Annotated in this window: 18 protein-coding genes; 15 read left to right on the top strand and 3 right to left on the bottom strand. The window is 63.6% G+C overall.

Annotated elements, in window-relative coordinates; all coding sequences use genetic code 11:
• Position 1 precedes the first annotated feature (1 nt).
• The 14 genes from AC1DNE_RS26830 to AC1DNE_RS26765 are packed head-to-tail and all read left to right on the top strand — an operon-like array spanning position 2 to position 13,676.
• The gene (locus AC1DNE_RS26830) at positions 2-742 is read left to right on the top strand and encodes an ABC transporter ATP-binding protein (RefSeq protein ID WP_476767252.1); all 741 of its coding nucleotides are present in this window, start codon (positions 2-4) and stop codon (positions 740-742) included.
• Positions 732-1,454, top strand: coding sequence for an ABC transporter ATP-binding protein (locus AC1DNE_RS26825; protein ID WP_476767251.1), 723 nt, complete (start codon positions 732-734; stop codon positions 1,452-1,454). Before AC1DNE_RS26830 ends, AC1DNE_RS26825 begins: the two co-directional genes overlap by 11 nt.
• A gap of 2 nt (positions 1,455-1,456) precedes the next feature.
• Entirely contained in the window at positions 1,457-3,394 is a 1,938-nt protein-coding gene (locus tag AC1DNE_RS26820; RefSeq protein ID WP_476767250.1) for an AMP-binding protein, read from the top strand.
• Between the two features lie 4 nt (positions 3,395-3,398).
• Entirely contained in the window at positions 3,399-4,178 is a 780-nt protein-coding gene (locus AC1DNE_RS26815) for an SDR family oxidoreductase (protein WP_476767249.1), read from the top strand.
• An 11-nt stretch (positions 4,179-4,189) separates the two neighbouring features.
• The gene (locus tag AC1DNE_RS26810; protein WP_476767248.1) at positions 4,190-5,002 is read left to right on the top strand and encodes an enoyl-CoA hydratase/isomerase family protein; all 813 of its coding nucleotides are present in this window, start codon (positions 4,190-4,192) and stop codon (positions 5,000-5,002) included.
• Positions 4,890-7,037 (top strand): FAD-dependent oxidoreductase, encoded by a 2,148-nt coding sequence (locus AC1DNE_RS26805; protein WP_476767247.1) that lies wholly within the window; start codon positions 4,890-4,892, stop codon positions 7,035-7,037. The genes AC1DNE_RS26810 and AC1DNE_RS26805 overlap by 113 nt, the downstream gene beginning before the upstream one ends.
• The gene (locus AC1DNE_RS26800; RefSeq protein ID WP_476767246.1) at positions 7,009-7,803 is read left to right on the top strand and encodes an SDR family NAD(P)-dependent oxidoreductase; all 795 of its coding nucleotides are present in this window, start codon (positions 7,009-7,011) and stop codon (positions 7,801-7,803) included. Before AC1DNE_RS26805 ends, AC1DNE_RS26800 begins: the two co-directional genes overlap by 29 nt.
• Positions 7,804-7,813: 10 nt before the next feature.
• A complete protein-coding gene (locus AC1DNE_RS26795; RefSeq protein ID WP_476767245.1) occupies positions 7,814-8,692 on the top strand; it encodes an NAD(P)-dependent oxidoreductase in 879 nt (292 codons plus the stop codon).
• Positions 8,693-8,698: 6 nt separating this feature from the next.
• Positions 8,699-9,856, top strand: a complete 1,158-nt coding sequence (locus AC1DNE_RS26790; protein WP_476767244.1) for an acyl-CoA dehydrogenase family protein — start codon at positions 8,699-8,701, stop codon at positions 9,854-9,856.
• Positions 9,856-10,716 carry an HTD2 family dehydratase gene (locus AC1DNE_RS26785; protein ID WP_476841283.1) on the top strand — a complete coding sequence of 287 codons (861 nt, stop codon included), beginning with the start codon at positions 9,856-9,858 and terminating at the stop codon, positions 10,714-10,716. The genes AC1DNE_RS26790 and AC1DNE_RS26785 overlap by 1 nt, the downstream gene beginning before the upstream one ends.
• Complete coding sequence (locus AC1DNE_RS26780; protein ID WP_476767242.1) at positions 10,713-11,546, top strand: HpcH/HpaI aldolase/citrate lyase family protein; 834 nt, start codon at positions 10,713-10,715, stop codon at positions 11,544-11,546. The genes AC1DNE_RS26785 and AC1DNE_RS26780 overlap by 4 nt, the downstream gene beginning before the upstream one ends.
• An 11-nt stretch (positions 11,547-11,557) precedes the next feature.
• Positions 11,558-12,304 (top strand): electron transfer flavoprotein subunit beta/FixA family protein, encoded by a 747-nt coding sequence (locus AC1DNE_RS26775; RefSeq protein ID WP_476767241.1) that lies wholly within the window; start codon positions 11,558-11,560, stop codon positions 12,302-12,304.
• Positions 12,304-13,242 carry an electron transfer flavoprotein subunit alpha/FixB family protein gene (locus AC1DNE_RS26770; RefSeq protein ID WP_476767240.1) on the top strand — a complete coding sequence of 313 codons (939 nt, stop codon included), beginning with the start codon at positions 12,304-12,306 and terminating at the stop codon, positions 13,240-13,242. The genes AC1DNE_RS26775 and AC1DNE_RS26770 overlap by 1 nt, the downstream gene beginning before the upstream one ends.
• 56 nt (positions 13,243-13,298) lie before the next feature.
• Positions 13,299-13,676, top strand: coding sequence for a cupin domain-containing protein (locus tag AC1DNE_RS26765; RefSeq protein ID WP_476767239.1), 378 nt, complete (start codon positions 13,299-13,301; stop codon positions 13,674-13,676).
• An 854-nt stretch (positions 13,677-14,530) separates the two neighbouring features.
• Here AC1DNE_RS26765 and AC1DNE_RS26760 read toward each other — a convergent pair.
• The 3 genes from AC1DNE_RS26760 to AC1DNE_RS26750 all read right to left on the bottom strand — a co-directional run bounded on the left by AC1DNE_RS26760 (position 14,531) and on the right by AC1DNE_RS26750 (position 17,645).
• Positions 14,531-15,034 carry a YciE/YciF ferroxidase family protein gene (locus tag AC1DNE_RS26760; protein WP_476767238.1) on the bottom strand — a complete coding sequence of 168 codons (504 nt, stop codon included), beginning with the start codon at positions 15,032-15,034 and terminating at the stop codon, positions 14,531-14,533.
• Between the two features lie 277 nt (positions 15,035-15,311).
• Positions 15,312-16,256 (bottom strand): cation diffusion facilitator family transporter, encoded by a 945-nt coding sequence (locus tag AC1DNE_RS26755; protein ID WP_476767237.1) that lies wholly within the window; start codon positions 16,254-16,256, stop codon positions 15,312-15,314.
• A 108-nt stretch (positions 16,257-16,364) separates the two neighbouring features.
• Positions 16,365-17,645 carry a DUF763 domain-containing protein gene (locus tag AC1DNE_RS26750; protein ID WP_476767236.1) on the bottom strand — a complete coding sequence of 427 codons (1,281 nt, stop codon included), beginning with the start codon at positions 17,643-17,645 and terminating at the stop codon, positions 16,365-16,367.
• A 209-nt stretch (positions 17,646-17,854) separates the two neighbouring features.
• On the opposite strand from AC1DNE_RS26750, the gene AC1DNE_RS26745 reads away from it, so the two are divergent.
• Positions 17,855-19,957, top strand: coding sequence for a catalase (locus AC1DNE_RS26745; protein WP_476767235.1), 2,103 nt, complete (start codon positions 17,855-17,857; stop codon positions 19,955-19,957).
• The last annotated feature ends 23 nt before the right edge of the window (positions 19,958-19,980 follow it).

Below are 19,980 nucleotides of genomic sequence, written 5' to 3'. Positions count from 1 at the left end.
GATGCTGGCAGAGCAACAGCCCTTGCTGCGCACAAAAGGCCTGACCCGACGCTTTGGTGGCCTGCTCGCGGTTTCCGATCTCGATCTTGAGATTAGACCCGGCGAGATCCTTGGGCTGATCGGCCCGAACGGAGCCGGCAAGAGCACGACCTTCAATTTGATCAGCGGCTTCTACAAGCCGTCAGCCGGCGAGCTCTTTGTCTTTGGCGAGAACTGCACTGGTCGGTCGCCGCTGGCAATCAGCCGCCTTGGCCTGGTGCGGACCTTTCAGCACGGCAGCCTCATGCGCAGCATGATGGTGGGCGACAACATTCTGCTGGGCACCATTCATGGCGTCCGCGGAAGCGCCCAACGGCGAGCGCGAGTGGCCGAAACAGCCGAGATGCTGGGGCTCACGCCTTATCTCACGGAAGAAGCCGGCAATCTTCCACATGGCCTGCAACGACTCGTTTCCATCGGCATCGCCTTTGCGGCACGCCCGAAGCTCCTCTGCCTCGACGAGCCGCTGACCGGTCTAAATCAGACAGAGGTCGCCAATACCCTGGTCGTATTGAAGCGGATCCGCGACGAATTCGGCTGCTCGGTCCTGCTCGTCGAACACAACATGAAGGCCGTGATGCGTGTCTGTGACCGCATTGTCGTGCTGCACCATGGCCAGCATCTCGCAACGGGGACGCCAGCGGAGATTCGCGCCGACCAAAAGGTGATCGAGGCCTATCTGGGGCATCGCCATGAGCACTGAAGCGCTTCCCCTCAAGGTCACGGGCCTCTCGGCTCGCTACGGCGTCGTACCCGCGCTGAACGATGTCAGCATCACTGTAGGCAGCGGCGAGATCGTCACGCTGATCGGCGCGAATGGTGCGGGCAAGTCGACCCTCATCAAGACAATCTGCGGCCTCGTGCGCCCCAGCGCTGGAAGCGTCCATCTCTTCGGAGAGAACGTCACCGGGATGTCCCCGGACCGTCTCGTGCGGAAGGGATTGTCGGTGGTGCCGGAGGGGCGGCGCCTCTTCGGCGAGATGACGATGCTTGAGAACCTTGAGCTCGGGTCCTACGCGCGCAGCGACACCGCGGCGGTGAAGCGTGATCTCGACCGCGTGATTTCGCTTTTCCCCGAACTGAGGGATCGGCTCTCGACGCAGGCGTCGACCTTCAGCGGCGGCCAGCAGCAGATGATCGCCGTGGCCCGTGCCTTGATGAGCGCCCCTCGCATCCTGCTCTTGGATGAGCCGACAATCGGGCTCGCACCGGCGATTGTCGACCGGATCGCAGCGATGGTCAAAACCGTCGCCGAGACCGGGGTGAACATCCTGCTCGTTGAGCAGAATGCGGAAACCGCGCTCGCCATCGCCGACCGCGCCTACATCCTCGAGGGCGGCGCAATCACGGCCGAGGACTCCGCGAGCGCGCTCGCGCAGAGCGCCGAGGTGCAACGGGCCTATTTGGGAATTTGACCATGGCGCTCGATAGCAACGACATCTGGCAGCCTACCGCCGACTATATCGACCGTGCTCAGGTGACCGCCCTATCCAAGCGCCTTGGCGCGAAGGACAGCGACGCGCTCTACGAATTGTCGCTGGCCGAACCGGAGCGCTATTGGCGCGAGGTTACGAGCTTCTGCAATATCCGCTGGAGCCGCGACTACGACCATTACTGCGATCTGTCACGGGGGGCTCCGTTCCCTGCCTGGTTCGTCGGCGGCGAGCTCAACTGGGTTGATACGATCCTGGACAATCCCGATTGGGCGGCCCGGACGGCAGTGATCGCGGAGCGCGAGGATGGCTCGGTCCGCGAGGTCACCTACCGAGAATTGAAGGATGAAGTCCGCAGCCTGGCTGCTGGCCTGCTCGGCCTCGGACTTAAGCGGGGCGACCGCATCGGTCTGCTCATGGAAAACGGGATTGAGGCCTCTGTCTCGCTGCTCGCCGTCTCGTATATCGGGGCAATCGTCGTGCCGCTCTTTAGCGGCTTCGGAACCGATGCCGTCGTGGCTCGGCTTGGATCCTGCGGAGCCAAAGCGCTGCTGGCCACGACCGGCTTTCAACGGCGGGGACGGTTCATCTCGACGCGAGATACCATCGCATCCGTCAGGAAGGAGCTTCCGGGTCTGGAACTCGTCGTGCTGAAGCGGTCCCCCGAGGATACTGGCCCAGCGGATGCAGACGCGGTTTGCCACGATTGGCAGTCGGTGAGGAAGAGCCCGGACAGCGCTCCGCCTTCAGCGCGGATGTCCCCGAATGACCCGTTCATGGTGATTTTCACCTCGGGAACGACTGGCAAGCCCAAGGGAGCCGTCCATGTGCATGGCGGCTTCCCCATCAAGATCGCGCACGACTCGGCCGTACACTTCGACGTTGGGGTTGGCGACGTCTTCTGCTGGCCGGCGGATATGGGCTGGATCGCCGGTTCTCTTATCCTTGGATCGGCGCTGCTGCGCGGCGCTACGCTCGTCTGCTACGACGGCGCCCCCGATTATCCCGACTGGTCGCGCATGGGCCGGCTCATCGAGACATATCGCGTCACTCATTATGGCTCAGCGCCAACACTGATCCGCGGCCTGTCTTCGAACGAAGCGGTCAGCACCGCGCCCGATCTGTCATCGTTGCGCCTGCTGATCACGGCCGGCGAAAGCATCGCCTCCGAACATTTCATCTGGTTCGAGCAGGCCTTCGGACGTGGTGAGTGCCCCCTGATCAATTATACCGGCGGAACTGAAGTCTCAGGCTGCCTGCTCTCCAGCGTTGTGACCAAGCCGATAGTGCCCGCCGGCTTCAACACACGCTCACCAGGCGTGGCGTGCGACGTGGTCGATCCCGCAGGGCGACCCCTCGTCGGCGCGATCGGTGAACTCGCGGTGCTCGCTCCCTTCGTGGGCATGACTGCCAGCTTCTGGCAGGACGAGCAGCGATATCTCGAAACCTATTGGAGCACCGTACCTGGCGTCTGGATCCACGGCGATCTCGCGATGCGCACCGAGGAGGGGCACTATTTCCTGCTCGGGCGTTCGGACGACACCATCAAGGTCGCGGGCAAGCGCGTCGGCCCAGCTGAGGTCGAGGAAATTCTCGTTGAGATTGATGGCGTCGTCGAAGCCGCGGTGATCGGCGCCGAGGATCCGGTTAAGGGCCAGGCGCTCGTTGCCTTCCTTACTTGCTCGGGTCCGACGGACGACATCCTCAAGCTCGCAACAGCACGGATCCAGGAGAGGCTGGGCAAGCCATTTGCGCCTCGCGCCGTTTTCGTTGTGCCGCAACTGCCGAAGACCCGCAGCTCCAAGATCATGCGCCGCGTGATCCGCAGCGTCTATTCCGGCTCCCCCGCGGGAGACCTTTCCTCCCTCGTCAATCCGGAAGCGATCGCCGACATCGAGCGCATCGTCCGCCAAGGAGCCTGAAGCCATGGATCTGCAATTGCGCGGCCAGAAAGTCGTCATCACCGGTGCCTCGCAGGGCATTGGCGAAGGGCTGGCCGAGGTCTTCGCAGAGGAGGGGTGCGACCTGCATCTCGTCGCGCGTTCGGGCGACAAGCTCACCCGGTTGGCTGAACGCCTGCGCGATCAGCACGGGATCACGGTGGTGGTTCAGGAACAGGACATTGCCGCGAAGGGCGCCGCTGAAGCGATCGGCAAGGCAGCTGGACGTGCCGATGTGCTGGTCAACAACGCCGGAGCCATTCCAGGCGGCGATCTCTGGCAGGTTGACGGAGAGCGCTGGCGCGAAGGCTGGGAGGTGAAGGTCTTCGGCTACATCGACCTTTGCCGGGAATTCTACGCAGCGATGAAGGCGGCCGGAGGCGGCGTCATCCTCAACAATATCGGCAATGGCGGCGAGAACACCGATTTCCGTTACATCGCAGGTTCGACCGGCAACGCCGCCCTGATGGCCTTCACCCGGGCGCTCGGTGGCCGCAGCCTCGATGACGGCATCCGCGTCCTCGGCATCAATCCGGGGCCCGTCGCCACCGACCGGATCGTCAACATCATGAAAAAGCGTGCCCGCGAGCAGTGGGACGACGAGGGCCGCTACGTCGAACTACTGGCTGCGTATCCGCTTGGCCGCGCGGCGAGTGTGCGCGAGGTGTCCGACCTCTTTGCCTTCCTCGCTTCGCCGCGCTCCGCCTACACGTCCGGCACCATCATCACCGTCGATGGCGGCATCACCTCGCGCCGCTCGATCTGACCGGAGGCAGCATGACACTCGAAGCCTATTCCGCTTTTCCCTCGATCCTCTGCGACCGGCCTGCTCCAGGCGTGCTGCGCCTGACGCTGAACCGCCCGGAAAGCTTGAACTCGCTCGGCGCCGACGCCCATCGCGAGCTGGCCGACATCTGGCGCGTTGTCGATCGAGATCGCGAAACGCTGGCCGTCCTGCTCTGCGCCAAGGGTAAGGCGTTCTCCGCCGGCGGCGACTTCGAGGTCGTGAAAAAGCTGACGCAAAGCTTCGATGAACGCGCCAACATGTGGCGGGAGGCGAGAGACCTCGTCTACAACATCGTCAACTGCTCGAAGCCGATCGTTTCGGCCATTCAAGGAGCGGCCGTCGGTGCCGGTCTCGCCGCGGCCCTGGTCTCCGACATTCCGATCGCTGCCAAGAACGCCAAGCTCGTGGACGGCCATGTTCGGCTTGGCGTTGCCGCGGGCGACCATGCTGCAATCATCTGGCCGTTGCTCTGCGGCATGGCCAAGGCCAAGTATCACCTCCTGCTCAACGAACCGGTGAGCGGCGAGAAGGCCGAGCAATTGGGCCTGGTCGCGCTCGCAGTCGACGAAGAAGAGTTGCAGGAGAAGGCGCTCGCCGTAGCCTCGAGGCTCGCCGCAGGCGCGCCTTCCGCCATCCAGTGGACCAAGTACGCGCTGAACAACTGGCTGCGGATGGCCGGCCCGACCTTCGATGCCTCGCTCGCATTGGAGATGCTTGGTTTCTCTGGTCCCGACCCGCAGGAAGGGCTCGATTCCTTCCGCGAGCGGAGAGCGCCCAACTTCCCGAAGAAGGCCCCGTTCTGAGATGCCCGTCACCGGCTACGAGAGGCTGTTGAGCCCGCTCGCTCTCGGCCACGTCACGTTGCGCAATCGCATTGCGATGATGCCGCATGCGGTGATGTTCGGCGCCGGCTACGGCTCCGCGATCGAACGGACGATCGCCTACCATGTTGAGCGTGCGAAGGGCGGCGCCGGCCTCATTGTCATGTCGAACTTCCTGATGCCGCCGTCCTGGCGCCATACGGCGAGCTGGGGCGGGGCGCTCGAAACGACCACACTCGGCGGGCTGGATCTGGCCAATGATCGCGGCCTGCAGCCGCATTATCAGCGTATGATCTCGGCGATTAAATCCGAGGGAGCCTGCTTCGTTTCGCAGCTCAACATGAGCGGCCGCCAATTGCGGTCACCGGGCACAACCCAGTTCGGCATCCCGCTCTTCGCTCCATCGCCGCTGCCGTGTCCGCGAACCGGCGAGATCCCGAAGGAGATGAGCGAAGAGGACATCGCTGAATACGTCGCGACCATGGTCGAGGCTGCCCTGAACATGCAGGAGGCAGGCGCCGACGGCGTCGAACTTTTTGCGGCTCAAGGCTATCTCCTGCACGAGTTTCTCTCGCCAGCGACCAACAAGCGGACAGACCGTTACGGCGGCTCCCTCGAAAATCGGATGCGCTTCCTACTCGAAGGGCTTCGCGCTATCCGAAGCGCGGTCGGCCCGAATTTCCTTATCGGCGCCCGGGTGAATGGCAGGGATGACGTCCCGGGAGGACTTCAGCTCGCCGATGCCACCGCGATCGCAGAGAGGCTCCGGACGGAAGGCATCAGCTATCTAAATGTCAGTGGGCTGACCTCCCTGCATTATCCGGGCTGGATCGCGGACATCACTGCTCCGGAAGCCCAATTTGCTGACGAAGCGGGAGCGATACGACAGGCCGTGGAGGGCCTCCCGGTTTGCGTCAGTTCCCGTATCGCGACACCGGAAGCGGCCGAGGCGGTGCTCGCATCCGGCCGCGCCGATTTCATCGGCATGGCGCGCGCGCTGATCTCTGATCCCGAGTTACCGCTCAAGGCTGCCAGAGGGGACCGCGAGAGCATCCGCATCTGCACCTACTCGAACCAGTCCTGCATCGTGGGCCTCGATCGCGGACGCGGCGTTGGCTGCGTCCACAACCCCGCGGTCGGCCGTGAAGCGCAGATTGGTATCGGAACTATGCGTCCTGCGCCGCGATCCAAACGTGTGGCGGTTGTGGGCGGTGGCCCTGCGGGACTCGCGGCGGCGCGTGTCGCGGCCGAGCGTGGCCACCGAGTAACGCTCTTCGAGCGCGGCACGCGCCTCGGAGGCCAGAACCTCATGACCTGCGAGATCACCTCGCGGCGCGGCTTCGCAGAGATTCACCGCTGGCAGATTGAAATGCTGGAGCGGCTTCAGGTCGACATCCGTTTGAATGCCGAGGCCGACCGGACGACCTTGGCGGGCGGAGCCTTCGACGCCGTTGTCCTTGCGACGGGCTCGTTGCCCCGCCGCGACGGGTACAGCTCGCTGCGACCCGGGGCCTCCGGCATTCCCGGCGCCGATCTTCCGCGCGTCCGAACCGTCTGGGATGCGTTTCTGCAACCGGAAAGCTTCGACGGCCCGGTCTTGGTGATCGAGGACGATCCACATCTCTCAGGAACAGCCGCGGCGGAGAAGTTGGCCGAGCGCGGGCATGCCGTAACCATCGTAACGCCGCACATGCATGCCGGCGCCGATTTGCCCGTCCATCATGCTCCCGCCCTCTACCGGCGTCTGGCTGCTCTCGCGATCGAGGTTCTGCCGACACGCTTCGTCACCGCGATCGAGGAACGGCGCCTGATCTGTGAGGATCGCTTCGGCGACGCGGTCAGTGAAATCGAGCACGCAGGCCCGATCATCCTCGCCATGGGCAATAGCGCGAACGCCAGCCTGGCTTCGGAGCTGGCCGGCAATGACCTGGAAATCCAGCTCGTCGGTGATGCCGTGGCCCCGCGTCAGGTGGACATCGCCATTCTCGATGGCGAACGCGCCGGCTGGATGGTCTGAACAGGAGGACGACATGGCAAGGCTGTCCGGCAAAGTTGCTTTCATTACCGGTGCTGCTGGCGGCATCGGCCGCTCGACTTGCGCCCGCTACATCGCCGAAGGCGCCCGCATCGTCGCAGCCGATATCAGCGGGCCTGCACTCGATGAAACCTTGGAAGAAGCCAAGGCGGGCGAAAATGGGCGGCCGCTTGTCTGCGACATCACCGATCCCGAACAGGTCAAAGCTGCGATGGCGAAGACCGTGTCGGAGTTCGGCAGGCTCGACATCCTTTGCAACATCGCTGGCGGATCCAGCTCAGCCGATGCGCGTGTGACGGAGGCGCCGGACGAGGAATTCTGGCGCGTCATCAAGCTCGATCTCTACGGCACGTTCCTGTGCTCCAAATATGCGATCCCCGAGATGGTCCGTTCGGGCGGCGGCTCGGTGGTCAATCTCTCGTCGATGGTCGCTCTGATGGCTCTGCCGGAGCGCGACTGTTACACCGCAGCAAAAGGCGGCGTCGCGGCGATGACCCGTTCGATGGCCGTCGAATACGCTCCTGACAACATTCGCGTGAACGCGATTGCGCCTGGCCTCGTTTTGACACCGCGTGCCGAGGCGCTGTTGCAGGAGCGAGAGGAGTTGCGGCGTCTCGCCGGCCAGCACCTTCTCGGCCCCTGTCGGCCGCTCGATATCGCAGACATGGCCGTCTACCTCGGCAGCGATGAAGCCCGCGTGGTCACGGGCCAGGTCATCTCTGTCGACAGTGGCGTGACCATTTCCTGAGGCGCAATCCATGATCAATTCAGTTGCCGTCGTTGGCGTCGGAGCCATGGGCGCTCCGATGGCCATGAACATCCATAAGGCGGGTTTCGAGCTCACCATCTGCGACCGGAGCGAAGCAGCGCGCGCGCCATTCGCCACGCTAGGCGTCAACTGCGTAGAGCGTGCCGCTGACTGTGCCGGCTGCGACGCTGTCATCGTCCTGGTCGCGACGCCTGAGCAGGCTCGCTCGGTCGTGCTGGGGGAAGGCGGCCTGCGCAGCGGGCTCAACGGTCGCACGCCGATCCTCGTCGTCATGGGAACCATTGCTCCCGAAACGATGCGGGAACTCGCGACCGAGCTCGAACCGGATAGCGTGCGGGTTGTTGATGCTCCCATCAGTGGCGGGGCCCTGAAGGCTCGCGACGGGACCCTCGCCATCATCATGGGCGGCCGCGCGGAGGACTGCGAGGAGCTGCGGCCGCTGATGGAGGCGATGGGCAGCACCATTTTCCATTGCGGGCCTCTTGGAGCTGGCCAGGCGACCAAGATCGTAAACAATCTCGTGGGCATCACCACACTGATGATCGCAGCCGAGGCCTACCGAATTGCCGGCGATAACGGCATCGCGCTTCCGGACGCCATTCCTGTCTTTGAGGCTAGTACAGGCCGCAACTTCTTCACCGTCCGCCCGAACGATGCGGGCGAGGCCTATGAAGCCTGGACGGCTACCCGAACCGACTTCGACTCCCTCCATGCGATCTTGCGCAAGGACATCGACCTCGCTCTCTCAATCGGGGAAGCGTCCGGCCCCTTACCGATGACAAGCGCCTTGCGCGCCGTGCTCGAAGGCGTCGGCGAAGAAACCTTTCAGACCTGGCGCTCGGTCGCCGCCGCTCCTCGACAGTCCTGAGGCACCATGCAGCACGCATCCGATCATTCCGAGATCCGCGACGCCGTCGCGAAACTCTGCTCCGTTTTTCCCGGTGAGTACTGGCGCAAGCACGACCGCGAGATGGCCTATCCGACGGAGTTCGTTTCGGCTCTGACGGAAAGCGGCTTCCTGTCGGCGCTCATCCCTGAGGAATATGGCGGGGCCGGTCTGCCGCTATCGGCCGCCGCCGTCATCATGGAGGAGATCCAGCGACAGGGCTGCAATGGCGCCGCCTGCCATGCCCAGATGTATGTGATGGGCACGGTGCTGCGACACGGCACCGAGGATCAGAAGCAGCGCTATCTCCCCAAGGTTGCCTCGGGCGAGCTTCGCCTTCAGGCGTTTGGCGTTACCGAGCCAACCAGTGGCACGGACACGACGGCACTGAGGACGACGGCCCGTCGCGAGGGCGACCACTACGTCGTGAATGGCCAGAAGATCTGGACGAGCCGCGCCGAGCAGTCTGACCTGATGCTGCTTCTGGCTCGCACCACGCCGCGCGACCAGGTGGCGAAGCGCACCGACGGGCTCTCGGTCTTCATTCTCGACATGCGTGAGGCGCTGAAGGACGGCCTGACCATCCGACCGATCCGCACGATGATGAATCACGCCACCACCGAGGTCTTCTTCGACAACGTGAAGGTCCCGGCGGCAAACCTCGTTGGCGAGGAGGGCAAGGGCTTCCGCTACATCCTGTCGGGCATGAATGCCGAGCGCATCTTGATTGCGTCGGAGTGCGTCGGCGACGCAAAATGGTTCATCGAGAAGGCATCTGCCTACGCCAAGGAGCGCCAGGTCTTCGGCCGGCCAATCGGCCAGAACCAGGGCATCCAGTTCCCGATCGCCAAGGCCTACGCCAACATGCGCGCCGCGGAGCTTATGGTGCGCGAGGCGATCCGGCTCTACGAGGCCGGCGCCAATCCGGGCGCGGAGGCCAACATGGCCAAGATGCTGGCGGCGGATGCATCCTTCGAGGCTGCCAATGCCTGCATCCAGACCCATGGCGGCTTCGGCTTCGCTGAAGAGTACGACGTCGAGCGCAAGTTCCGCGAGACGCGGCTCTATCAGGTCGCACCGATCTCGACCAATCTCGTCCTCTCATTTCTCGCAGAGCATGTGCTCGGCATGCCGAGGTCATACTGATGACCGCGGCCGAAGCGCTCACTGTCGATATCGACCATCTTCGAAGCTGGATCGACCGCGAGGATCTTGGCTCAGACGTCCTGACCGAGGACCTGGCGCGCAAATACCACGCGACCTTCGACCTTGCTGGCGAAGCGCCAAAGCGCGGCGAGATCGCGCCACGGATGATCCATGTCTGCCTGGCCCAGCCTGCGGTTCCGACTGCGCAGCTCGGACCGGACGGGCATCCCGAACGGGGCGGTTTCCTTCCTCCGGTACCCTTGCCGCGTCGCATGTGGGCAGGCAGCAGCCAAAGCTTCCACGGCGATCTGCGGGTTGGCGACGAGGTGAGGCGGATCTCGCGCATCGCGGACGTTGTCTACAAGGAAGGGCGGACAGGAGCGCTTTGCTTCGTCACCGTGCAGCATCAGATCGAGGCGAACGGACGGCCTGTGCTCGAAGAGCGGCAGGACATCGTCTATCGAAATCTTGAGGCTTCCGGAGGCACGCCGAAGACGCCGCCGCCCGCCGAAGCAGGCACCTATCGGCGCCCGATGACAATCGAGCCTCCTCTGCTGCTTCGCTATTCCGCGCTGACCTTCAATGCCCATCGCATCCATTACGACCGGCGCTACTCGATGGAGGTCGAGGGATATCCCGCTCTTGTCGTCCACGGGCCGATGCAGGCTGCGATGCTCCTGAACTACGCCACAGAGCTGCGCGGCTCGCCGCCGTGCCGCTTCCGCTTTCGCGGCCAGTCCCCGCTCTTTGACGACGCCGCCTTCGCACTCAACGCGCGTGACGAGGGCGATGGGTTGAAGCTCTGGACAGCCAGGCACGGCGGTCCGGAATGCATGGTAGCCGAGGCGTCGTGGCAATGACGGTGTTCCCGGACATCACCTTCGCGCTCTTCGTTCCGGGAGACCGGCCTGAGCGCTTTGTGAAAGCGGCTGCGACCGACGCCGATGCGGTCATCATTGACCTCGAGGACGCCGTCGCTGTCGACGGGAAGGACGAGGCGCGGGCCGCTCTGAAGCGCGACTTCACCGCCAAGCCGGTCCTGGTGCGGGTCAATGGGCTCGGTACGCCCTGGCATGAACGGGACATCGCGGCGCTAAGGGGGCATGGCTTCAGCGCGGTTGTCCTTCCGAAAGCGGAGTTTGGTCCCGAGTTTCAAGCGCTCTGTGCCGAGCTCGACCTGCCGGTCATAGCCCTGATCGAAAGCGTGCGGGGGCTGGCCGATGCGCGCCGGATCGCAACCACACGCAACGTCGCACGCATCGCTTTCGGCAGCATCGACTTCAGTGCCGATCTTGGATGCGCCCATACGCGGGAAGCGCTGCTCCTGGCCCGTTCCGAACTTGTCGTTGCCTCCCGGCTGGCCGGCTTGCCGCAGCCTATCGACGGAGTGACGACAGCAATAGATGACGTCCCGTTGATTGCGAGCGATGCGCGCCATGCGCGAGATCTCGGGTTCAGCGGAAAGCTCTGCATCCACCCTCGACAGATCGCCGCAATCCAGGCGGGCTTCGCGCCGGATGAGACGGAAGTTCTATGGGCTCGGAAGGTCCTGGCCAGTGGCGACGGCGCTGTGGCTATCGACGGCGCGATGGTCGACGAACCAGTTCGTATCCGAGCTCGATCGATCCTGAAGCGGGTGCATGGCGCAACTGCCGCAGCCCAGGGCAGCTCTCTTTCGACGTCTCATTAAGAGGTTCCGACATGAAAATCCTCGTGCCCGTAAAGCGGGTCGTCGACTACAACGTGAAGATCCGCGTGAAGGCGGACGGTTCGGGCGTCGAGCTCGCCAATGTGAAGATGTCGATGAACCCCTTCGACGAGATCGCGGTCGAGGAGGCGCTGTGCCTGAAGGAAGCGGGCAAGGCGACGGAGGTGGTTGTGGTTTCGATCGGCCCGGCCCAGGCCGCCGAGACGATCCGCACCGGCCTCGCCATGGGCGCCGATCGCGGCATCCTGGTGAAAGTCGACGGCACGGTCGAGCCGCTCGCCGTCGCCAAGCTCCTCAAGAAGGCCGTCGAACAGGAGAACCCTGGCCTCGTCATCCTCGGCAAGCAAGCGATCGACGACGACTGCAACCAGACGGGCCAGATGCTCGCCGCCCTTCTCGGCTGGCCGCAGGGCACCTTTGCCTCCAAGGTCGCCGTTGGCGACGGCTCAGTCGACGTCACCCGCGAGGTCGATGGCGGCCTGCAGACGGTCGCGCTGAAGCTGCCGGCGATCGTCACCACCGACCTGCGCCTCAACGAGCCGCGCTACGCCTCGCTGCCCAACATCATGAAGGCGAAGAAGAAGCCCCTCGACGAGACCACGGCCGAGACGCTCGGCGTCGACGTCACCCCGCGTCTCAAGGTGTTGAAGACGGTCGAGCCCGCCGGCCGCTCCGCCGGTGTCAAGGTGGCCAACGCCGCCGAACTCGTCTCCAAGCTCAACACCGCCGGGGTGATCTGATGACCACGCTGCTGATCGCCGAACACGACAACGCCTCCATCAAGGACGCCACCGCCAAGGCCCTGACCGCGGCGCAGGCGCTCGGCGCCCCCGTCCACATCCTCGTCGCCGGTGAAGGCGCCAAGGCTGCTGCCGATGCCGCCGCCAAGCTCACCGGTGTCGAGAAGGTGCTGCTGGCGGATGACGCCGCCTACGGCCATGCGCTGGCCGAGCCGCTCGCGGCGCTGATCGTCAAGCTGGCGGATGGCTACGACGCCATCGTCGCGCCCTCCACGACCACCGGCAAGAATGTCCTGCCGCGCGTCGCCGCCCTGCTCGACGTGATGCAGGTCTCGGACGTCACCAAGGTTGTCTCGCCCGACACCTTCGAGCGCCCGGTCTATGCCGGCAACGCGATCCAGACCGTGCAGTCCGCCGACGCCAAGAAGCTGCTCACCATCCGCACCGCCTCCTTCCAGGCTGTGCGCGAAGGCGGCTCGGCCTCGGTCGAGAGCGTCTCTGCCGGGGAGAACCCCGGCTCCTCCAGCTTCAAGGGCGAGGAGGTCGCGAAGTCCGACCGTCCGGAGCTGGCCTCGGCCAAGATCATCATCTCGGGCGGCCGTGCACTGGCCTCGGCCGAGAACTTCACCAAGGTGATCGAACCCGTCGCCGACAAGCTCGGCGCCGCCATGGGCGCCTCGCGCGCAGCGGTCGACGCCGGCTACGCCCCGAACGACTGGCAGGTCGGCCAGACCGGCAAGGTGGTCGCTCCCGAGCTCTACATTGCTGTCGGCATTTCCGGCGCGATCCAGCATCTCGCCGGCATGAAGGACTCGAAGGTCATCGTCGCGATCAACAAGGACGAAGAGGCGCCGATCTTCCAGATCGCCGATTACGGCCTCGTCGGCGACCTCTTCACCGTGCTGCCGGAATTCGAGCAAGAGCTCGCGCGGGGTTGAGGGGGGCAAGGACGACCGACCTCAAAGCGGGCGCTAGTCAGCGTATGGAGCACAGGATGTCTAAAGCGCCCCGCAGGCACATCGAAATGCTGCCGTTCGATGACGACGGCTGGCTGCCCTTGCCGGGATTTCCGGCGGGGCTTGAGGTGAAAATGCTGGCCGATGACCTGGACGAGGAGAACAAGACGGGGGCTCGAACACGCCTCGTCCGCTTTGCTCCAGGCGTCGCGACCTCCGAGCCCCTGGTCCACGACTATTGGGAGGAGGTCTTCGTCATCAAGGGGGCGGTCGGGCCGCTTGGTGGCGATGCATCGGGACCAGATGCGATGATGTATTCATGCCGGCCGCCAGGAACTCCCCATGGACCGTTCCGATCGGAACGTGGCTGCATCATGCTTGAAGTGCAGTATTACGTCGCCGAGGCGGTGTCATAACGACGGCGCGCAGCATCGCATATGTCACCGGCACGGCGTGTGGGAAGCGGACGCGCCGCAGTTCTTGTTGTCGTGGCGGGAGACAGGCGACGGAGCAGCCAACCAGAACGGGTCGTTCGGCACAGAGTTCGGCGCGCCTGAAGACGAAGCCCCCTACGACAGGAACGTTCACAGCGTTTCCTAACTCGATAGCAGTGTGGGTTGTTGTGGCACCTACCTGGAGCCTGCGTCATCTCAATGTCGGGGCCTGCGTCGCATCATCAGATCCTCGCCGGCCATTCAACCCGATGAGCTCTGCGGCTTTCGAGCGCGCAGACGACTCGCTGCGCCCTTCAAACTCACTCCTGACGATAGCTCGACGGTCTGCTTGGGGACATCATCCAATGCTCTGGATGGCGCCACGCCGATCAATCGCGATGAGCGCCTGGCCGAGTATCGCGCCGCCGGCTGGAGCCGCTTCGACGAGACCGCAGATCCCTATCAGCGTCCTCTCATCTAATGGAAAACGAGGGTCCAAAGGGGTGCGGGCCCGAGGCCATCCGCGGGCCTGCACCTCGCGCTGAGAGCCGGCGAACCTAGCTGTCGCCCTCGGCGATCGCAGCAGCCTTACTATCCACTGTGGCGGAGCACCTTTAAAAGGTTGCCATACGGGGCGCGGGTTGTTCGATCTCCGGGCGATCGTCTAAGGGCGTGCTGAGCAGCACGGTGCTGCGACATACCAGGCTCCTGAGAATAACCTTGCGAAACGGGGCGAGGCTCGAACTGTTCCAGCCTTTCACTGCGATTGCGGTTATGGCTCTGGGGCGGCCGATATTGAGTGAGCGCTCCCGTCACGGACGGGAGCGCTTGCGAAGTTAGGCGGCCTTGCGATTGATCCCGCCGGTCGCGAGCTTCGTCAGTTTTTTATCGGCGGCGGCCTCTTCATCGAGATTTTGCTGAAGCAATGCCGCGCAGTCATCGCGTCCAAGCTGTTTGGCCCAGGCCACGAGYGTGCCATATCGTGTGATCTCGTAGTGCTCCACCGCCTGCGCAGCGGCGATTAGAGCGGCATCAAGCACCTGCTTGTCTTCGACCTCGCCCGCAACCTCGTTTGCTTCCTTGATAATCCCGTCGATCGCGGGACAGGTTACACCCTTTTCCTCGACGCCGTGCTGCTTGAATACCTGCTTCAGCCGCTGAATATGCCCCTCGGTTTCCCCGAGATGGGTTTCGAAGCCGGACTTCAATTCCGGGCTCGTCGCCTTCTCGATCATATCAGGCAGTGCCTTCTTGATCTGGTGCTCGGCATAATAGATGTCGCGCAGCGTATGGACGAACAGATCGTCCATCGTGGCGATGTCCTTGGAGAACCAACCCATGGTCGTTTCCTTTCGGTGAGGAGTGGATAGCCCCTCAACGGGCTGGGCCTGATGGCGTTCCCTCGAAATGGTAGCCTTCTGCGGTGCGTCAGGGCGAAGCGATCGGCAGCTTAAACTTCATCTCGACGAGATTCCAGAAATGACCGCCAAAACAAGCCGAGATGCTCGCTTGGAACCCAGCCCACCTCGCTGGGCTGCCGAAGCGCCATAACTATCCGGGTTATTAAGCCAAATCCGATATCGTCGATGCTGGCTCTGCCGACGGCGATCTCAAATTTCACTCGACCAGCTTTGCCCGCCGCTTTCGCCAAGTCGCAGAGGTCTGCGGCTTCACGAAAACCGAGGCAATGTCGGAGCGGCGCTTTCGGAGCCTCGATTCGATGCGTTCAACGCACGCTTCGATGTCCTCGGTTGACCGATCGTCCTTGAATTCAAGGCTCAGCGCCACGACGATCTGATCCGGACCCAGATGGACTGTCGTCATGCCGTTGACACGCTCGACGTCTGGATCTCCATCGACCGCCGACCTGATCTCTTCCTGCACGTGGGGCAAAGCCGCTTCCCCGATGAGCAGTGCCTTGCTCTCCCGCGCGAGAAGCACCGCGGTGGCTGCGAGAATGACGCCGATCAGGATAGACGCTACGCCATCAAGCTCGGGGCGCTCAAAATAGACCGCGGCCGTAATGCCGATGAAAGCAATGAGCAAGCCGAGCAGGGCTGCGGTGTCTTCGAACAGCACCGTAAAGACACTGGGATCCTTGCTTTGCCGCACGGCGGCGAAATAGCTCAGCGAGCCTTTGGCCGCCTTGAACTCCTTAAGCGCGACCCGCCAGGAGTAGCCTTCGAACAAGGCTGAAAGACCCAAGACGACGTAGTTCGTGGTCAGGCTCGTTGCCGGATGCGGGGCGATGACATGAGCGATGCCTTCGTAAAGAGAGACGCCGGCGCCGACCGCGAAGACCAGAAGCGCGACGATGAAACTCCAGAAATAAAGCTCACGGCCGTGGCCGAAGGGATGCGTGAGATCGGGTGGCCGCGCGGCCCGGTTGAGGCCATAGAGCAAGAGTGCGCCATTGCCAGTGTCGACTAGGGAGTGAACGCCCTCGGACAGCATCGCGGAGCTTCCGGTCCAGGCTGCCGCGACTAATTTAGTTGTCGCGATAAGCAGATTCCCTGCTAGCGCCGCATAGATGACTTTCCGTGATCCCGAATGTGCCGCCATCTAGCTCCCCGCCTGGGCGCAACGGGGTTTAGCGGTACGTGTTCCCTAATTCCGACTCTCGACGGGGTTGAAGCAGGAGAATGGAGAACGGGCGGTGCGGTACCGGTGTTACAGGCGTCGAGGCGCTGCGCTGACACTCTCAACATGCGCAGACTCGGAAGCCTCCCAGCCGAAGACACTGCGGCCGCCATACTCCGCCGATCGGCAGCGCTCTTCCGCGACATATTCGACAAGTGTCGGGCCTGTGGCGCTCCGCTCCAGCCGACGGCTCTCACTGTCCAGCCGCGCAATGGCGGCAAGGCGGTCGTCCTGGCCGATCTTTGCCCGATTGACGGCCGACCGCAGGACAGCGATGGTCTGGTCGTAGACCTTGGTTGGCACTGCGAACGGCTGTCGGTCCTTGCCGCCATGGGCGAGCGAAAAGCGCGCTGGATCACTAAAACGGCAGGGCGCGCCATGCAGGACTTCCGCGACCATCGCGAGTGACCGCACGGTGCGCGCGCCGATTCCGGGAACAAGCAGCAGCTCGGAAAAGTCCTGGGGTCCCCGATCGGCTGCTGCAGCCAATGCGCCATGCAGTCGTCGCGTTACGACGTCCTTGGGCCTGACGTCGTGGTGCGCCGGCATCACGAGATGCGGGAGGGTTAGCTGCGGGGCGTTTTCATCCGCAATGGGGCGCGCCGGCTGGAGCGCCGCCAACTCCTTGACGATCCTGTCCGGTCCCTGATCGCGCAGCATCGTGACCTGCGCTTCACGGGCGCGCTCGGCGCGCGCATCGGTCAGGTTGACGATGTTGCCGGCGCTTCGCCCCTCGATTGCGGCATGCGGAGTTTCGACGTAGCTGCCAAGGCCCTCGGAATGCCAATGATACCTGCGCGCCAGACCGCCGTCGCCCTTCATGCCCTGCTGCACGACCGTCCAATGGCCGTCATCGGTTACGAAAAAGCCGTGCAGATAGAGGTCGAAGCCGTCCTGCACCGCCGCGCTGTCGACCTTGGCGACGAGCCTGCTTGCCTGCGCAAAGGCGGTCCCGTCGAAACCTACGTTCGCGCCGATCTGTTCCAGCTCGGCGGGTGTTCGACGGGAATGATTGCCTCGCCCTCCGCAGACATGCAGCCCTAACTCACCGGCTATCGGCTTCAGACCACGTTTCAACGCCCCGATGACGCTCGTCGTAATGCCGGACGAGTGCCAATCCATCCCCATGATTGCGCCGAACGACTGGAACCAGAAGGGATGCGCCAGTGGCCGCAGTAGCTCGTCGCGCCCGTACTGCTGGATAATGGCTTCGCAGATCACGCTACCTAGCCGGGCCATGCGCTCGCCAAGCCAGAGCGGCACACGCCCGTAATGTAGGGGAAGATCGGCACTTCCCGATCGCCTTGTCATAGTTCACCGGAACGAAATAGGAACATCTGAATATATACCCCGGTCCCTGACCCTTGACCATACCGAGCGAACGGCGCCGGAACTTAGAACGGTTCCACTTCGTTCAGAGAGCGTCCGAGGGCGCGGAAACCGAAACTTTCCCCTCTCCAAACCGGTCCAAGTGAGCCTTTAGCGCCACCCAACTGCTGCTCGCGTCAAGAACAAGGATGATGACCCATGGCCCGCTCGCCCCGCGATGTCCCAGCAAATGCCAAAGCCACCGTGGGAGAGGGCGGCGAGCTGCACAGTCGACGTCGGCGGCGGAGGTTCGCATCACGACCAATCATGGGGTTCCGGTCAGCGATAATCAGAATTCGCTGAAGGCTGGCGGTCGCGGTCCGACGCTGCTGGAAGATTTCGTCCTTCGTGAGAAAATCCAGCATTTCGACCATGAGCGCATCCCGGAGCGCATCGTCCATGCGCGTGGTTCGGCCGCTCACGGATTCTTCGAACTGACGGAGTCGCTCGGCGAATTCACCCGCGCGAAAGTGCTGACCGAGGTCGGCGTCAAGACCGAGGTCTTCACCCGATTTTCGACGGTCGCCGGTGGCGCCGGTTCGGTCGACACGCCTCGGGACGTTCGAGGCTTCGCGGTCAAGTTCTACACCAAAGAAGGGAACTGGGATCTCGTCGGCAACAACATCCCGGTCTTCTTCATTCAAGATGCCATCAAATTTCCCGACTTGATCCATGCCGTGAAGATGGAGGCCGATCGCGGCTATCCGCAGGCGGCCAGCGCCCACGACACGTTCTGGGACTTCGTTGGGCTGATGCCTGAATCGACCCATATGATCATGTGGGCGATGTCCGACCGAGCCATTCCGCGCTCGCTGCGGATGATCGAAGGGTTCGGCGTCAACACCTTCCGCCTGCTCAACGACAAGGACGAGCCGACCTTCGTCAAGTTCCACTGGCGGCCCAAGCTCGGCACGCAGTCGACCTGCTGGGACGAGGCGGTGAAGATCGCCGGGGCCGATCCGGACTATCATCGCCGCGATCTGCATGAGGCCATCGCCAAGGGCGATTTTCCGGAATGGGAATTCGGCGTGCAGTTGCTGAGCCAGGGCGAGGCCGACGCGCTGCCCTTCGACATCCTCGACGCGACCAAGGTGATCCCGGAGGAGCTGGTGCCGATCCGCATGATCGGCCGCATGGTGCTGAACCGCAACCCGGACAATTTCTTCGCCGAGACCGAGCAGGCCGCGTTCCTGCCAACCAATATGCCGCCCGGCATCGACGTCTCGGAAGACCCGCTCCTGCAAGGCCGGCTGTTCTCCTACCAGGACACGCAACTCTCACGGCTCGGGACCGTGAACTTCTACCAAATCCCGATCAACAGAGCCAAGGGCTGCCCCTTCCAGAACCTGCAGCGCGACGGACATATGCAGACGCAAGTCTTCACCGGCCGCGCGAACTACGAACCGAACAGCCTTGCCGAGGCTGGCGAGGACGGCGGCCCGCGCGAGGATCCTGTCGGCGGCTTCCGGACGGCGGCGATCCCGGTCGAGCAGGATAAGGTTCGCCTGCGCGCGGAGAGCTTCGCGGATCATTACAGCCATGCGCGGCTGTTCTTCCGCTCGCAGAGTGAGATCGAGCAGGCCCACCTCGCGAGCGCACTCGTCTTCGAGCTGTCGAAGGTCACGCTGGAGCATGTCCGCAACCGCGTGATGTCGAACCTCGTCAATGTCGACGAGGCCTTGGCGCAGCGCGTTGCAGACGGACTCGCCATGACTCTCCCGAAGGGTTCGAAGCCCGCAGCGATCCCGATGGACATGGAGCCATCGCCGGCACTCCGCATCGTCGGCAAGTACCCCGAGACCCTGAAGGGCCGGACTGTCGGCATACTTGTCTCGGATGGGGCGGACGGAGCCCGGATCACGGCCGTCAAGGCTGCCGTCGAAGGCGATGGCGGAGCCGTCAAGATCGTCGCGCCGAAGATCGGCGGCGTGAAACTCAAGGATGGGAAGACGCTCAAGGCCGACGGCCAACTCGCGGGCACACCGTCCGTGCTCTTCGACGCGGTCGCTATCATTCTGTCCGAAGCTGGCTGCGCCGCATTGATGAAGGAAGGTGCGGCAATCGATTTCGCCAAGGATGCCTTCGGGCATCTCAAGGCGATCGGCTACAGTGCCGAAGCCAGGCCGCTGCTCGACAAGGCCGGAGTCGAGCCGGATGATGGGATCGTGGCGTTGGACAAGAAGGTCGACGCCTTCCTGAAACCAGCGCGTACACGCCAGTGGGCACGCGAAAGCAAGGTTCGCATGCTGGCGTGATTGGCTTGTTGCCAGCTGGGTGC

The sequence above is a fragment of the Allobosea sp. 05L423 genome (assembly GCF_056397745.1).
Note: the sequence above shows the minus strand (reverse complement) of the source record. Positions and strands in the feature narration are given on the sequence as shown.

Coding starts and splice junctions, on each gene's coding strand:
- AC1DNE_RS26830 (WP_476767252.1), top strand. CDS start 2: ATGCTGGCAGAGCAACAGCCCTTGCTGCGCACAAAAGGCCTGACCCGA.
- AC1DNE_RS26825 (WP_476767251.1), top strand. CDS start 732: ATGAGCACTGAAGCGCTTCCCCTCAAGGTCACGGGCCTCTCGGCTCGC.
- AC1DNE_RS26820 (WP_476767250.1), top strand. CDS start 1,457: ATGGCGCTCGATAGCAACGACATCTGGCAGCCTACCGCCGACTATATC.
- AC1DNE_RS26815 (WP_476767249.1), top strand. CDS start 3,399: ATGGATCTGCAATTGCGCGGCCAGAAAGTCGTCATCACCGGTGCCTCG.
- AC1DNE_RS26810 (WP_476767248.1), top strand. CDS start 4,190: ATGACACTCGAAGCCTATTCCGCTTTTCCCTCGATCCTCTGCGACCGG.
- AC1DNE_RS26805 (WP_476767247.1), top strand. CDS start 4,890: ATGCCTCGCTCGCATTGGAGATGCTTGGTTTCTCTGGTCCCGACCCGC.
- AC1DNE_RS26800 (WP_476767246.1), top strand. CDS start 7,009: ATGGCGAACGCGCCGGCTGGATGGTCTGAACAGGAGGACGACATGGCA.
- AC1DNE_RS26795 (WP_476767245.1), top strand. CDS start 7,814: ATGATCAATTCAGTTGCCGTCGTTGGCGTCGGAGCCATGGGCGCTCCG.
- AC1DNE_RS26790 (WP_476767244.1), top strand. CDS start 8,699: ATGCAGCACGCATCCGATCATTCCGAGATCCGCGACGCCGTCGCGAAA.
- AC1DNE_RS26785 (WP_476841283.1), top strand. CDS start 9,856: ATGACCGCGGCCGAAGCGCTCACTGTCGATATCGACCATCTTCGAAGC.
- AC1DNE_RS26780 (WP_476767242.1), top strand. CDS start 10,713: ATGACGGTGTTCCCGGACATCACCTTCGCGCTCTTCGTTCCGGGAGAC.
- AC1DNE_RS26775 (WP_476767241.1), top strand. CDS start 11,558: ATGAAAATCCTCGTGCCCGTAAAGCGGGTCGTCGACTACAACGTGAAG.
- AC1DNE_RS26770 (WP_476767240.1), top strand. CDS start 12,304: ATGACCACGCTGCTGATCGCCGAACACGACAACGCCTCCATCAAGGAC.
- AC1DNE_RS26765 (WP_476767239.1), top strand. CDS start 13,299: ATGTCTAAAGCGCCCCGCAGGCACATCGAAATGCTGCCGTTCGATGAC.
- AC1DNE_RS26755 (WP_476767237.1), bottom strand. CDS start 16,256: ATGGCGGCACATTCGGGATCACGGAAAGTCATCTATGCGGCGCTAGCA.
- AC1DNE_RS26750 (WP_476767236.1), bottom strand. CDS start 17,645: ATGACAAGGCGATCGGGAAGTGCCGATCTTCCCCTACATTACGGGCGT.
- AC1DNE_RS26745 (WP_476767235.1), top strand. CDS start 17,855: ATGACCCATGGCCCGCTCGCCCCGCGATGTCCCAGCAAATGCCAAAGC.